At 51.2% G+C, this 13,454-nt stretch carries 12 protein-coding genes and 2 pseudogenes; 4 read left to right on the forward strand and 10 right to left on the reverse strand.

What is annotated here, in order from left to right; translation table 11 throughout:
* Positions 1–6 precede the first annotated feature (6 nt).
* The 7 genes and pseudogenes from gspF to BW956_RS21210 all read right to left on the reverse strand — a co-directional run bounded on the left by gspF (position 7) and on the right by BW956_RS21210 (position 7,340).
* The gene (gspF, locus tag BW956_RS21175) at positions 7–1,224 is read right to left on the reverse strand and encodes a type II secretion system inner membrane protein GspF (protein ID WP_076466308.1); all 1,218 of its coding nucleotides are present in this window, start codon (positions 1,222–1,224) and stop codon (positions 7–9) included.
* Positions 1,221–2,747 (reverse strand): type II secretion system ATPase GspE, encoded by a 1,527-nt coding sequence (gspE, locus tag BW956_RS21180; RefSeq protein WP_076466311.1) that lies wholly within the window; start codon positions 2,745–2,747, stop codon positions 1,221–1,223. The genes gspF and gspE overlap by 4 nt, the downstream gene beginning before the upstream one ends.
* A gap of 5 nt (positions 2,748–2,752) precedes the next feature.
* The gene (gene gspD / locus BW956_RS21185; protein WP_244894401.1) at positions 2,753–4,627 is read right to left on the reverse strand and encodes a type II secretion system secretin GspD; all 1,875 of its coding nucleotides are present in this window, start codon (positions 4,625–4,627) and stop codon (positions 2,753–2,755) included.
* A gap of 154 nt (positions 4,628–4,781) precedes the next feature.
* Complete coding sequence (locus BW956_RS21190) at positions 4,782–5,510, reverse strand: outer membrane protein assembly factor BamD (protein WP_076466313.1); 729 nt, start codon at positions 5,508–5,510, stop codon at positions 4,782–4,784.
* Between the two features lie 33 nt (positions 5,511–5,543).
* Positions 5,544–6,434 carry a type II secretion system protein GspC gene (gspC, locus tag BW956_RS21195; protein WP_076466315.1) on the reverse strand — a complete coding sequence of 297 codons (891 nt, stop codon included), beginning with the start codon at positions 6,432–6,434 and terminating at the stop codon, positions 5,544–5,546.
* Between the two features lie 180 nt (positions 6,435–6,614).
* Positions 6,615–7,016, reverse strand: a pseudogene (locus BW956_RS22695) (tyrosine-type recombinase/integrase).
* Between the two features lie 18 nt (positions 7,017–7,034).
* Positions 7,035–7,340 carry a site-specific integrase gene (locus tag BW956_RS21210; RefSeq protein ID WP_076466318.1) on the reverse strand — a complete coding sequence of 102 codons (306 nt, stop codon included), beginning with the start codon at positions 7,338–7,340 and terminating at the stop codon, positions 7,035–7,037.
* 445 nt (positions 7,341–7,785) lie between these two features.
* Here BW956_RS21210 and BW956_RS21215 point away from each other — a divergent pair.
* A pseudogene (locus BW956_RS21215) lies at positions 7,786–9,038 on the forward strand (transposase).
* 214 nt (positions 9,039–9,252) lie between these two features.
* Here the strand turns inward: BW956_RS21215 and BW956_RS21220 are convergent.
* The 3 genes from BW956_RS21220 to BW956_RS21230 are packed head-to-tail and all read right to left on the reverse strand — an operon-like array spanning position 9,253 to position 10,859.
* Positions 9,253–9,996 carry a DNA/RNA non-specific endonuclease gene (locus BW956_RS21220; RefSeq protein WP_076466321.1) on the reverse strand — a complete coding sequence of 248 codons (744 nt, stop codon included), beginning with the start codon at positions 9,994–9,996 and terminating at the stop codon, positions 9,253–9,255.
* A complete protein-coding gene (locus BW956_RS21225; RefSeq protein ID WP_076466324.1) occupies positions 9,989–10,450 on the reverse strand; it encodes a hypothetical protein in 462 nt (153 codons plus the stop codon). Before BW956_RS21225 ends, BW956_RS21220 begins: the two co-directional genes overlap by 8 nt.
* Entirely contained in the window at positions 10,443–10,859 is a 417-nt protein-coding gene (locus tag BW956_RS21230) for a hypothetical protein (RefSeq protein WP_076466326.1), read from the reverse strand. The genes BW956_RS21225 and BW956_RS21230 overlap by 8 nt, the downstream gene beginning before the upstream one ends.
* Positions 10,860–10,995: 136 nt before the next feature.
* On the opposite strand from BW956_RS21230, the gene BW956_RS21235 reads away from it, so the two are divergent.
* The 3 genes from BW956_RS21235 to BW956_RS21245 are packed head-to-tail and all read left to right on the forward strand — an operon-like array spanning position 10,996 to position 13,441.
* A complete protein-coding gene (locus tag BW956_RS21235; protein ID WP_076466328.1) occupies positions 10,996–11,859 on the forward strand; it encodes a ParA family protein in 864 nt (287 codons plus the stop codon).
* Positions 11,859–12,989: a ParB/RepB/Spo0J family partition protein gene (locus BW956_RS21240; protein ID WP_076466330.1), complete on the forward strand. Its 1,131-nt coding sequence runs from the start codon at positions 11,859–11,861 to the stop codon at positions 12,987–12,989. The genes BW956_RS21235 and BW956_RS21240 overlap by 1 nt, the downstream gene beginning before the upstream one ends.
* The gene (locus tag BW956_RS21245) at positions 12,986–13,441 is read left to right on the forward strand and encodes a hypothetical protein (RefSeq protein ID WP_076466332.1); all 456 of its coding nucleotides are present in this window, start codon (positions 12,986–12,988) and stop codon (positions 13,439–13,441) included. Before BW956_RS21240 ends, BW956_RS21245 begins: the two co-directional genes overlap by 4 nt.
* Positions 13,442–13,454 lie beyond the last annotated feature (13 nt).

Raw genomic sequence — 13,454 nt, forward strand, 5'->3', positions numbered from 1 at the left:
TCCCACCTATAAAGCCGTCAGATTGTTAAGTTCAAGGATCGGCAGCAGGATAGCCAGTACGATACCCAGAACAATCACCCCCATTACCAAGATCAATACAGGCTCGAATAATCCAAGCAACCAGGATATTCTCGTCTCAAACTCGGTTTCTTGCGCTTCCGCCGCCTTCTCTAGCATTCTCTCCAACTCGCCACTCTGCTCGCCGTTGGCAATCATGTAGACCAGTAGAGGAGGAAATGGCCCCGATTGCTCGAGCGCTCTGGATAAAGAACACCCCTCACGTACCAGTCGGGAGGCTTTTTTAACCGCCTGTTTCAGATACAGATTGGTCATAGGCCCAGCTGCCACTTTGAGACCCTGCAGCAAATCCAGGCCACTACCAACCAGTATCGCCAGAGTGCGGGCGAACTGAAGTGACTGTTGTCCGTTCACGAACGTACGAATAACGGGGAGTTTCATCTGCAGACGGTGCCATGCCGATCGCCGTTTCGTATTGCTCAGCCACCAGTAACAGAACAGTGCCATGCCAACCAACGCGGCCAAGATAACTGCCCCCCATTGTTGCAGTCCGTCACTGATCACAATCAAAATTCGCGTCAGCAAAGGCAGGGTTTGCTCGGCATAGGTGAATTGCTCTACAACCTTAGGAACCACATATGTCATCAGCAATGCGATAACACCGATAGCTACCAGTGTCAGTATCACCGGGTATATCAGAGCGACCTGCATCTTGCCTCGGATCACCTGTAAGCGTTCCCCATACTCAGCCAGCCGCAACAAGACCTCGTTAAGGTGTCCCGATTCCTCACCTGCGGTCACCATCGCGCGATACAGTTCGCTAAAGCTCCGGGGATACTCTGACAATGCCGAGGCTAAGTTATGCCCTTCGAGTATCCGCCCACGTACGGACAATACTATGCTTTTCAGCCGGGCGTTATCGGTCTGACGGGTAATGGCGTACAGTGCTTCCTCCAATGGTAAACCAGAGTCGAGCAACGTCGCTAGTTGCCGAGTAAAGAGGGCCACATCCCGTCCTGCTAACTGCCGCTCTAGGCGGAAAGTAAGCCCGCTACCGGTCTGGCCTCGCCCCACCTCCTCCACCAAAGTAGGCATTAATCCCCTGTCGCGTAACAGTGTCCGTGCCTGGCGGGGCGAGTCGGCCTCGACCAGCCCCTTACTGGTTTTCCCTTCACGAGTTAGTGCACGATAGTTGAAAGCTGTCATAACGACTCGGTGTGTATGGTGCGCAGTACCTCTGCGACTGATGTGATTCCCTGCTGTATCATGGGATGGGCTTCATCCATAAGAGAACGCATACGACCGGAAAGATACTGACGAACTTGCACTTCGCCGGCCTGTTGGTTAATCAACTCAGCTAGGCGACCGTCCATCATCACTAGCTCATAAACACCTACCCGACCACGGTAACCGGTTCCGTTACACTGTTTGCAGCCCCGGCTATGAAAGCAACTCTCACCTTCGAGACTGGGGGCATTCAACAATGCAGCTTCGTCATTGCTGATCACCCCAAGCTCACGGCAGTGATGACACAACCGCCGAACAAGACGCTGCGCCATTACTCCCTTAAGACTGGATGCAACCAAGTAAGCGTCAAGGCCGATATCGCGAAGCCTGGTGATTGCCCCAGCTGCACTATTGGTATGCAGGGTGGACAGCACCAGATGGCCAGTGAGACTGGCTTGTATGGCAACCTCGGCCGTCTCTAAATCACGAATCTCACCTATCATCAACACATCAGGATCTTGGCGCAGCATCGCTCGCAATCCTTTCGCAAAGGTCATTCCTGCGCGCTGATTGACCTGAGTCTGGCCCACACCATCGATAGCATATTCGATGGGATCCTCAACGGTCAGAATATTACGCGAGCGCTCATTGAGCAGGCCGATACCAGCGTATAAGGAGGTGGTTTTTCCCGACCCGGTCGGTCCCGTAACCAGAATGATGCCATTGGGCTGCAGTAGTAACTGCTTGAAGTGTCTATAGATATCGATAGGCATTCCGAGATCACCCAGGCTAAGTCGAGCCGTTCTCTTGTCCAGCAGACGCATCACCACCCGTTCCCCGTAGCTGGACGGTAGAGTGGAGACACGTACATCGAGAGCTCGTCCGGCAATCCTCAGTGCGGTACGGCCATCCTGAGGCACACGTTTCTCTGCGATATCCAGTTTTGCCATCACCTTGATACGCGAAATCAGCAACGGCGCCAGTTTGTAGTTTGGCGATAGAATTTCTCGCAATACGCCGTCGACCCGCAGCCGCACGGAGAGGCATTTATCGTACGGTTCGATATGGATATCCGACGCTTCCTCCTTGATCGCCTCACTGAGCAGGGCATTAATCAGGCGGATTATCGGGGCATCGCCTTCAGCGGCAAGAAGATCTTCACTTTCCGGCAGCTCTTCAATCAGTTTAAACAGATCGGCCTCCTCTCCGAGCTGCTCCATCAACTGTATATTGGCTTGAGAGCTCTGCTGGTAGTGCTGCCCCAGCCTTTGCTCCAAATGTTCGCTACTCACCTGCTCAAGCGGCAGCTCAATATTCAGATAACGGCGCACCTCTAAAATAGCAGCCAGCGGGGTCTGATCGGTAATAAGGCACAAAGGCTGCCCATCATGCTTATCCTCCACCAACACCCGATATTTATTGGCAAATGAGAAAGGCAGTTGCCGTTTCAGCGGCAACTCTGCACTCCCATCTACGTCATTGAAATCAATCGCTTCCGACATTGTCGCTACCGCTTAGGAGGGGGAAGTATATCGATTGAACTGGGACCCATACCTGCCCATTCTGGCAGTACCGTCGGCGATTCACCGGGGAATAGCTGAATGGAACGATCATTGTCCAGTAGCTGACGTGCACGAAGATAACTATATTTGCTGCTCGTGACCTCCGTCATATTTCGCCGGTCACGGATAATAGTAGGGCGGATAAAAACCATCAGGTTACGGCGGCTGATCTGGCTGGAATCGGAGCGGAATAGACGGCCGACAACGGGAACGTTTCCCAGCCCAGGAACCTTGTCACTGACTTCCTGAACATCGTCATCGATGAGCCCGCCCAGGACAATAGTGGCGCCATCGTCCACCATTACTGCCGTCTTGATCTCACGCTTATCAGTGATGATGTCGGACGCAGTAATACCGGTCAGCGAGGAGACCTCTTGCTCGATTTTGAGCTGCACCGCACTACCATCGTTTACCTGGGGCGTCACCTTTAGTTTGATCCCTACATCTTCTCGACTAATGGTCTGGAAAGGATTGCTGTTATTATCACCAATAGTCTGCCCCGTTACGATCGGAACCTCGCGTCCTACCAGGATCGACGCTTCCTCATTGTCCATGGTCACCAAACTGGGTGTGGACAGGATATTAGAGTCGCTATCGTTCTGCAGCGCTTTCAACAGCACTGCGAAGCTGAGCCCTGATGAATCTACTCGTCCCACTCCGAATGAGACCCCCTCAACCCCGGACAAAGCAGAAGCCAAACCACTGGTATCATCTAACGCTTCTGCTGTCAGCGCGTTCAAACTGTTGCCCAAGTTGCTGAAGTTGGTGCCGGCGGCGCCAAAGCGTCCGTTATCCTCCCCACCCAGCAGCCACTGAATCCCCAATTCCTTGGCTCGCGTTTCCGACATCTCGACGATTATCGCTTCGACCATTACTTGAGCACGCCGGATATCCAGCTGTTCAATAACCTGATTCAAACTGATGATTACCCGGGGGCTACCGGACATTACAATACTGTTGGTCGCTTCGTGCGCCTTGATATGGATGTTTTCGCGATTCGCTGAGCTTCTTTGATCTTGCGGATTATCTCCCTCGATAATGGAGTTACCAATGCTTTCCAATACTGTGACCAGATCGGTAGCCTTGGCATATTTCAGGTAGTAAACACGGGTGTTGCTATCGGTTTTCACCTCGTTGTCAAGTTGTCTGATAATACGCTGCAAATAATTCCGGCCCGCTTCGTCGGCCCGTATCAGCAAACTGTTGGTTCTAGTATCAGCCGCAATCATCGGCGCCGCACGGGAACCTTCCCCACTTTTCATCTGTTCACGTATTAGCGTGGTCAGTGTTTGGCTGACTTCCCTGGCCGAGGCATTCTTAAGCTGGATAATCTCAGTATCCTCAGTTTCGGTCTTATCGACTCTCGCGATAATCTCAAGCAGACGGCGCACATTGGATTCCCGGTCGGTAATCAAAATCACGTTTGAGGCCGGATAGGGCGCAATAATACCGGTCTGGTTATCCACTAGCGGACGCAGCACGGGGACCAGCGCTCCCACATCTACGTTATTGACCTGCACAACCCGCGTCACGATGTTCTCGCTGGCCTTCGGTGCTTCGCTGCTGTCGCCCTGTACCTCTATACCCTCTAGTTTAACGGCCGGTTGAGGTACCACTTTCAGTAGATTGTCGCCGACACTAACCACTGCATAACCGTTGACGCCGAGCTGCACCAGAAAGATTTCATACAGCTCTTCGGCACTGATTGAATTAGGACTGCGGATCGTAACCTTACCCTTGACTCTTGGGTCGGTAATGATGGTTTTGCCCGTAAGCTTACTGACGGTGGCAATAAATTCCACAATATCGGTATCACGCATATCAAGACTGTACTCTTGCGCCTGCACAGAGATACTCAGGAATAGAAAAAGCGAGATAGGAAGGTAACGGAGGAGGCGGAACCAAAAGAGTACAAACACAATCACATCCATGTAATAGTTTTAAGTTCTTAACCCATGTTAACCAGCGTGCAGTTTAAAATCTATTGCTGGTCGCTGACGAAAGGGCCTTACGTTGCTGGAGAATAGCGTCCGTGCTACTAGCCAAATCATCCAGACCTAACTGGCGATAAGCATCCACCATCAGTGCCAACGCCTTTACTACCTCGTCGCTCTGCGGGTAATGCTCGATCAAATAGCGACAGCGATTTAAGACAGATACCGGCTCTTGGCGCCGAAATGACTGTTTCGCAGCCATAAATTCACGGGCGGCAGACGCGTGATAGAGTTTGTTCCTTAATTCCTTTGCAGCCGAACGATAAATATTTTCTCCGAGCCGATCGGTTACCTGAGTCAGATCTAATGTTGCCTTCTCGACTTGTTGGGCTGAAGGTGCTGGGCTCACTGCCAAACGCGCATTCGCACGCAGGTAGTAGGCATAGGCCAGCTGTTGTGAATCATTGCTGTTCTTTATCACCTCACGGGCCAGCTCGAATGCTTCTCTCGACTGCCCTAGTTGCAGTTGGCTAAAGGCGAGAGCAAGCTGTGTATCCTGACGTAAGGGACTCAGCGGATACTGACGCAGAAGTGCCAATAGGCGCACCGCCGCCTGCGGATAATCTTCTGCCTCCATCAATTCACGCCCCTGCTGGTACAATTGCTGATCATCAGAGGAGGAATGTAATCCTGCCTGTTTTATACCGCCCGGTGTACAGCCCATCAGCATGAACAGAAACACCAGAATACCCCATCTTTTCCAAGCCATCCTTGCTACCTATTGCTAAGCGATCAACCAGTATTAAAGTGCACCGAGATCGACCTCGATATCCTTGACCAAACTTCCCCGGCTGATGCCAACCTTTATCCAGCGTTCCGTCTGCACCAGAGCAACTAATCGAGGCATATTCTGCGGATCGGATATATCAATACCGGCTACATGTGTAATCAGATCACCTGACTTCAGGCCCAATTGCTTGAACAGTCGCGTATCACTCCCTGGAAGCAGCCGATAGCCGTTAAGCCTACCATTCACAACGTTGGGTTGTAACTGAGCGAACCGTTCGAAGGTAGATGAGTCGCTAACGAAACTAACTAGGTCCTTTCCTATCAGGGAAGTAATATTCGGCCTGTCCAGGCTGATTCTTTGCGGTAATTCAGCGATGGAGGATACTTCTGGCGCTGCGGGCGCTAACCACACTGTAGCGTTAATCGGTTCCAACTCTACATACTGCCGTTGACCATCCTGATCCAATACAACGCGGTCAGCCTGAATGGCGACCACCTTGACACGTGAGTTGCTCTCCAGCTTGTCGCCAATAGAGTATGCACGCTGACGATTACCTTCTTGTAGTATCGCCACTGCAGCATCCGGCTCAGAGCCTTTCACAATACCCAAAACCTTCACGGACAAACGGCTCTTTACTAGGGAAGGGATAGGGTCCTTTTTTGCCTGTTTTTGCTTTGGGGGTACAATAACTATGCGGCCAAATAAGTTGGCTTCCTGCAAACGTACCAAATCTAAACGCTGAACTGGACTGGCCAGAGACCTAAGAGTCGTTGTGGACATGTTTTCTTCGGGTGCGGCAGAGATCGTCCACACCAACCCCAGCACACTGATCAGAACTACCAGAACTAGAAGTCCAAGAATTGATTTCCTTATCGTTTCCATACTGACGTAGCGCCACTTCATACCTGATGTGAAACTTATATAGCCACAGCAACCATACAGCATGTACTGAACTTATGCTCTTATTACCGGCCCTGGGCGTACTCTCACGGTCTCATATTTGGCGATTGGGCCTCAAATGTTATCTGACCGAGACCTGTCCGACATTTAATACGATTGATTTCAGTAGGTAACATCGATTCTCTACTTTTTCATACAGACTCGCCTTGATATCCTGACGCCCAGCATTTCCTGAACGTAGCGGATATCGGCACAGTGCTTGAGCATGTGGGTTGTGCTGGCATGCCTCACGAGATGACAAGCTCCGTCCTTACCGACGCCGGACCGGCGCACATATTCACCTACCAGATCGGTCAGGGCGATGCTCTGGATACGTCGATCTGTATGTCCTAAGAATGCGGCCGTACCTCACTCCAGCGTCCTCGGTGCAATCTGAACCTTGCGATCCAATGAGCCTTTGCCTTTTCGGATTGTGATCACCTGTTCCGCGAAATCGATATCCGCCAGGTCGAGCTGGGCCAATTCACTGAAGCGTATGCCGGTAGTGTAGTAGACCTCCAAGATTGCCCTGTCTCTCAGTCCCATGCGACCCTTGGCAAGCGTCTAGTTAAAGATCAGCTTGATCTCCTGATAGGCCAGTATCACAGGCGGCTGCTTCCGGAGCACAAGGGGAAGCGGAAGTTTGCTGAAAAAATCGGACTGAGTGATGTCGCAGAAACGCATACGCTTGAGGACGCCGGTCACCGCCATCAGACGCATACGCTGGGTCGATAGATCAAGCGGCGTGATATCACAAGGCTTTCGATAGCAATAAAGGTAACACCGATAGGCTTCCAGCAGCTCCAGATTGATATCATTAATGGTCGTGACACCTTGGCCGGCCCCCACAGGTACAGAAAATAGAGTCATGCATAGCATCCTTTCGATGAGGGCACAAGGCTCTGTCCTCGCTCGTTAGAGTAATTTCTAACAAATCTGTTACAGTACCGGTAGCTGTTAAATCGCCTTCAGCAGCCACCCAGCTGTCTAATATGGATTAGAAGCAGCACTAATGGTTTCCAGCAGACTGCATCACCTCATCAGTGCATCATTTACTTCCTGTCAACGCTCAGGGATTCGGCGCGTTCGCGAGTACCTTCTACATCCACTGCAAAGTTGTTATCAATAACCCATTTATCCGAATTAATAAGAGTGTGCCCCCATACAAGGAGCCAGACGGGGTAAAGGGAATTTAGTCACAAGAGTAGTAGCAATACAGAAACACTTCTTACGTAACGAAATAGACCCGCTCAGGCGGGTCTCAGACTGCTGACAAAGTCCTCGCCACTGTGCGGGGACTTCTTATAATGGGACCATGCTAAAAAATAGAGCCCCAACCCAGTCCGAACTGGAGTTTGTCTGCATTGATGAACTCGTTCCGCCGACCACTTGCTATGCAAGATCGATAAGGCCATCGATTTCAGCTTCATCCACGATCTGGTCAAAGACCTCTACTGTAATGACAATGGCCGACCGGCTCTTGATCCGACCCTGCTGTTCAAGCTGTTGTTCCTCGGCTACCTCTACGGTGTGCGCAGTGAGCGTCAGTTAATCCGCGATGTGCAGATCAACGTCGCCTATCGCTGGTTCCTGGGTCTGAATCTCACCGACAAGGTGCCGGATGCCTCAACACTGAGCCAGAACCGGCGCCGCCGTTTCAACGCGTCAGAGGTATACCAGCAGATCTTCGATGAGATTGTGCTGCAGGCCATGTGCAAGAAGCTGGTCTCAGGCAAGACGCTGTACACCGACTCCACCCACCTAAAGGCCAATGCCAACAAGAACAAGAACAAGTGGATCAAGGTGCGTGCGGCTAGCTCGAGTCGAGACTATTTGGACGCACTGGATCAGGCGGTCGAGGAGGATCGCCTGGCTCATGGAAAAAATCCCTTGTCGCCGCGCTCGAGCGAGCCCGAGACGCGGGAAATTAAGCAAAGCACAACCGACCCCGACAGCGGTTACATGGTGCGTGACGGCAAGCCCAAAGGCTTTTTCTACCTGGATCGTCAGGCCGAGCGGTTCGGCTTTGCGATCCGGTCGGTGGGGCTGGACGCCGGCTATTTCACGGCAGGCATTTGCAAGGGCCTGGAGGAGCGTCAGATCTACGGTGTCATTGGCTACCGGCGACCGACCCACCGCAAAGGCTACTTTTACAAGCGGGAATACCATTACGACGCCGAGCAGGATCGCTATACCTGTCCCGAGGGTGCCGTCCTGATCTACAAGACCACCGATCGCAAGGGCTACCGACACTACCGCTCAGACCCTGATCGCTGTTTGAGCTGTCCACAGCGCGAGCGCTGTACCCGCAATGCTAAAAGGGAAAAGACGCTGACGCGCCATGTCTGGGAGGACAGTAAGGAACGGATCGGCCAGCACTGCTTGAGTTCGGGAGGGCAGCTTATCTATCAGCGTCGCAAGGAAACCGTGGAGCGAAGCTTTGCCGACGCCAAGGAGCTGCACGGATACCGCTATGCTCGGTTCCGCGTGCTGGAACGGATGAAAGGCCAGTGTTTACTGGCGGCTGCCGCTCAGAACATCAAAAAGATCGCATTACTGACGGTCTAATACATCGATGACCATCATTGATCTGTGCTACGCACATCCATCGAGCAAAAGCGGCCGTTTGGTTAATCGACATCACGCATGAAAAAACTGACCATGCCAGAGTTACGGCCGAGCAGAAAAACAAACCCCGACCAAAATGACCGGGGTTTGTCAGTAACCTGAGAAGACCCGCTCAGGCGGGTCTATTTGTTTGGCATCAATATGGGGAGTGGAATCAGCTGCGTTCGCACATCGTGGTGTCGTACCAGGTATCAGGTCGATAGTTGCGATTGAGGTCCAGGTCGATCGGTAAAGTGAAGCCTGCAGCCTGTTGAACCTCATCAATGGTCACTTCCCAGCTGGGGAGACTTTCTCGTGAAGCAGCCTTTGAGTTCGGAATGATCCAGGCAATTTGGTACTCGCCTTGAACCATGACTTTCCAGTAACTCGACGGGACATTGATGTTGTGGTCTTTAGCTGTACGTCCGTTCTTATGTGGTCCGCCCCAAATGGGACCTGCAAAGATCTGAACAAACGGACCAGTTTCACGGATACACTCGGTCATCAGCTCAGTTTCATACCAGGCGCCTGTGTTTAGCTCTTTGCGCATCGGGAGTATGTTGACCATGCTGAATGATGAACGGAACGCAGCAAGCGAGTTGTCCAGCATGTTTGCGCCTAACAGGTGCCCACGGTGATAGCCGGTGGGGTAATAAGCGTCAGATGTCTGCTGGCAGTTAGGTGGGACACCTGCATCCAGAAAGAAATCGGCCTGGCTGCGGTCAAGGTTGCCTACGTCTTTACCGATAACCGTCATAACGATATCCGGCGCGTTGGTTACGCAGTTCTGGATGACATCAAATCCATCATACTGCAGGTACAGTCGATCGCCATTTTTCTCAACCAGCACGGCATTAGCCGCGGTTGATACCAGTGCTAATGAAAGACATTGGGCAATACGTTTTACGTGGTTATCCATTAGCTTTTCCTTCCAGGTGCTCTTGAACGCAATACTTAATCCAGGTCAGCCCCGGTTCGGTCAGAATGCTGGCGCGGCTATCTTCTGGTCGTCGATTAATCTTGCGTAATGTGTGCGGACTAATGCCGGTAATCTTGGCCAAAGTTGTGTAGCCATGGTCATTCAGCTCCAGGCCCAACTTATAAAAAATCCGGTGTAACTCTTCACGATTGCTGGAGTAGTAGTTTGTCAGGTGGCTAGCTTGCGTCCACTCAATCCGCTTCAGCACTTCATCATCATTGAGATAGAACAAGGCATACTCGCCGCCAGGGTTATCTCGCATCGTTTGACTCAGTTCAGCAGCAGCATTGGGGTAGGTGGATGCAATCACCGTGCTTGATGGTACCCACTTATCATCCTTGCGCTTGCGTATCTGATAACAGCCCAGATTGAATTGAAATCGTTCTTTACTCATGTGCCTTATCGGTAATTGGGGATCGCGGCGTACTGCTCACATACCGGCGCCGGATGGATAACCCGTCCTTACTGCGTTTGACAGAAAACGAATATTCATCCGCCTTTGGCTGCACAGTATTTATCAGGAACGGCATTTTCGTTTCGGCCATTGCCGTTGCTGAGTTGGTGCAATGAACCTGAATCTCCACGCATTCGCTGGGTTCGTCGTCCGATTCATAGCTGGTGAAAGCCGACTGTGTAGCGACTCGCAAAGCTGTTCTTACATTACTCGGCAGCGTCGCGATGCTGATTCTGTTTTCGTTTAGTGCATCAATGTCAAACAAGACAAACATCTGAGAACCTTGTTTTTCAGTGAAGCCCTGGTCAATGCAGTATGTGATGTCGTCGTGATCAATGTTTGAGCGCATTTTATAACCTTTCCGTATAGTTACACAATCCAATATATATCACAGGAAATGACAATATCATACAGCATGATTTATTGCAGTATGATTTTGCATGTGCTTCAATTCTCGAAAATGCGGTCTATCAGAGAGGATAGGAATGTCTAAGGTTTTGGTGGTAGCAAACAATAAGGGAGGCGTAGCAAAGACAACCACGTCGGTGGGTCTTGCTGCATACTTTGGCCAAGTTCAGTCAAAACGGGTGCTAATCGTAGATTGTGACCCACAATGTAACCTGACGGCCGCGCTGATCGATGTTAACTACAGAGATCTCGAAACCATCGATTATCTGCCCGAGCACCCAGAGACGGGTGATCGATACAGTATTTCTCATATCTATGATAGCGAACCCCTGGCCCCCTACCCTACTCGTCTGCCGAATTGTGAACTGATTCCGAACCTACCCAGCAATTTGGTGCTGGACCGTGGTACTGAAGATGACATCAATACCTTCGTAGAGTTCTTCCACCAGGATGCGATCGCCGAGCAGTATGACGTCGTTATCATGGATACCCCGCCTGCCAAAGGTACACTCACGACATCAGCGATTCGTGCTTCAACGCACATCCTGATTCCCTGCGTTATGGAAGAGCGAGGAGTTGAAGGTCTCCTTGGCATGGTGGCGAAAGTGATGGAAGAGAAAGACTTCCAGGCCTATGACCGAGAAACGGAAGTCTTGGGCGTGCTGCCAACCAAATTTGATTCGCGTATGCGTATCCACAAAGCGTACTTGAGTGCACTTAATGACCCTGAGCGCATGGGGGATCTCAGCAATTTAATGATTCCCTCTCAACTTGATCAGGGCAAAAGTATCGACTCTTTTGTCATTAAAGAACGTGCCCTGCTGAAAGAAATGGAGTTGAAAGGTGCGAACCCGATCACGCCGTTTGGTATGGCTCGCAGCACTGACGTCTACAAAGAATGGCTGGCGTTGGGACGATATGTTGAAGGGAGGATGTTCTAATGCTTTTGGCTACACCTGCTAAGAAGCCTAAGACGAAAGAAAGCCGCACTGTTCAGCGCGGCCGTGATATTGATTCTGGTTTGGGGTCTGCTTTGAACACTGCGACTGGTTCATTAATGAAGCAGGCAAAAGTTGCTCTGATCCCCCTGGAGCAGATTAAGCCCAACCCCCGAAATAGCCGTAAGCTCAAGATACCTCTTGAGGTGATGATCGATAGCCTCAAGCTTGGTACTGAAGAATCGTTGGTCAGGATCGATGCTGAAGGGGATCTCAACTTTCCAGAGATCTCTGAGTTAGAAGGGCTTGGCCTGAATGAACTGATTGAAAATAAAGCGTGTACTAAGTTCTATGCCGGCATTCGTGACCTGGCGTTATCTATTCATAAAAACGTGGGCCTTCTCCAGCCAGCCGAGGTCTCTAAGATTGAAGGCGGTGTGCTGCTGAATATTGGGCATCGCCGTTGGTATGCCTACCAGATACTGTCTCGGGTGTGCGATTTACACAGCATGCCGTGCTTGCTGAAAGATGGCGCCGCTAACTTGGAAGGTGCCCTTCGTCGGTGGGATGAAAATGAGCAACGCGACGATCTCAATTTGTCCGAAAAGCTCCGTGATTATGAAACGATCATGGAGCAGTTCGAAGATGAGCAAGGGACTAAGCCTTCCCAGGCTGATATGGTCCGCATGCTTTCGATCAGCCGTCCGGAAGCCAGTCACTATGCACGAATCATTAATGCCAACCTGGAACCTGATGAGATTGAGCTGATAGAAGATTATGGCCTCAATGATTTGAGGACGGTGGCTGAAGTATGCCGGCTTCAGTCTAAAGCTGATCGTAGCCAGGCATTTGAAGTCTATGTTGATAAAGGAAATACGGCTGCTCGCAACTTTGTTAAAGCGAAGCAGACGGAACCAAAGAAAGGGCAGGATTCGTCATCTAATGTCCCACCCTCAGAGCTGCGTCCTCGTTTGAGAAAGGTAGCTCCATCTCCCGTGGCAGTCTCAGGCTTGGTCAATGTACTTAAAAGCAGTGCTCCTCACCTTTTGGCTGATCTTAACGATGACGTGACAGATCCTGCTGCAATATTGGAGCATATCCTGTCAGTAATAGAGTCAGAGGCAAGTGCGTGAAGCTGTTAGGCCCCAAAACGCCCGTAGCGCAAGCAGAAGAAAACCCTCCTGCCCGTATAGCTGTTCGCCTCCCGAAACCTCTGATTGCGAAGATGGAGGCGTACCATAAGCCCAAAGAGAAAAGTGCTTGGGTAGCAGAGGCCCTGGAGGATCTGCTGGCGCGAGAAACCTACAAGACTGCAAACTGGAGTGAGCCCAATGAGGCGACAGAAGTGTTTCTCGCGATGCTCTCACTTAACGAGCGAATGAAGGACTCCCAGCCGGATGTCATCATCCTGCCAGCACGTGTTAATAAAGCTTTAGCTACAGCGGTTTCTAATATCTCCAGACTGGGTCTCGAAAATTCGAAATCTTTACGCCCTGCCCTAATCCGAGCAGCTATTCGCCAGCGCCTGGTCTTGGGTGGTCGTCGTTGGAGTAATGTTACGATCCCTGAATTGGATATCGACTGATCCTGAGTGTTGC

The organism is Marinobacterium stanieri, assembly GCF_900155945.1.
Classification (GTDB): domain Bacteria; phylum Pseudomonadota; class Gammaproteobacteria; order Pseudomonadales; family Balneatricaceae; genus Marinobacterium; species Marinobacterium stanieri.

What these genes read in the sequence shown, in the direction of transcription:
- gspD (WP_244894401.1), bottom strand. Translation starts at nt 4,627, where the DNA reads ATGCGTGATACCGATATTGTGGAATTTATTGCCACCGTCAGTAAGCTT.
- BW956_RS21240 (WP_076466330.1), top strand. Translation starts at nt 11,859, where the DNA reads ATGCTTTTGGCTACACCTGCTAAGAAGCCTAAGACGAAAGAAAGCCGC.
- gspC (WP_076466315.1), bottom strand. Translation starts at nt 6,434, where the DNA reads ATGAAGTGGCGCTACGTCAGTATGGAAACGATAAGGAAATCAATTCTT.
- BW956_RS21220 (WP_076466321.1), bottom strand. Translation starts at nt 9,996, where the DNA reads ATGGATAACCACGTAAAACGTATTGCCCAATGTCTTTCATTAGCACTG.
- BW956_RS21235 (WP_076466328.1), top strand. Translation starts at nt 10,996, where the DNA reads ATGTCTAAGGTTTTGGTGGTAGCAAACAATAAGGGAGGCGTAGCAAAG.
- BW956_RS21225 (WP_076466324.1), bottom strand. Translation starts at nt 10,450, where the DNA reads ATGAGTAAAGAACGATTTCAATTCAATCTGGGCTGTTATCAGATACGC.
- BW956_RS21210 (WP_076466318.1), bottom strand. Translation starts at nt 7,340, where the DNA reads ATGACTCTATTTTCTGTACCTGTGGGGGCCGGCCAAGGTGTCACGACC.
- BW956_RS21190 (WP_076466313.1), bottom strand. Translation starts at nt 5,510, where the DNA reads ATGGCTTGGAAAAGATGGGGTATTCTGGTGTTTCTGTTCATGCTGATG.
- gspE (WP_076466311.1), bottom strand. Translation starts at nt 2,747, where the DNA reads ATGTCGGAAGCGATTGATTTCAATGACGTAGATGGGAGTGCAGAGTTG.
- gspF (WP_076466308.1), bottom strand. Translation starts at nt 1,224, where the DNA reads ATGACAGCTTTCAACTATCGTGCACTAACTCGTGAAGGGAAAACCAGT.
- BW956_RS21230 (WP_076466326.1), bottom strand. Translation starts at nt 10,859, where the DNA reads ATGCGCTCAAACATTGATCACGACGACATCACATACTGCATTGACCAG.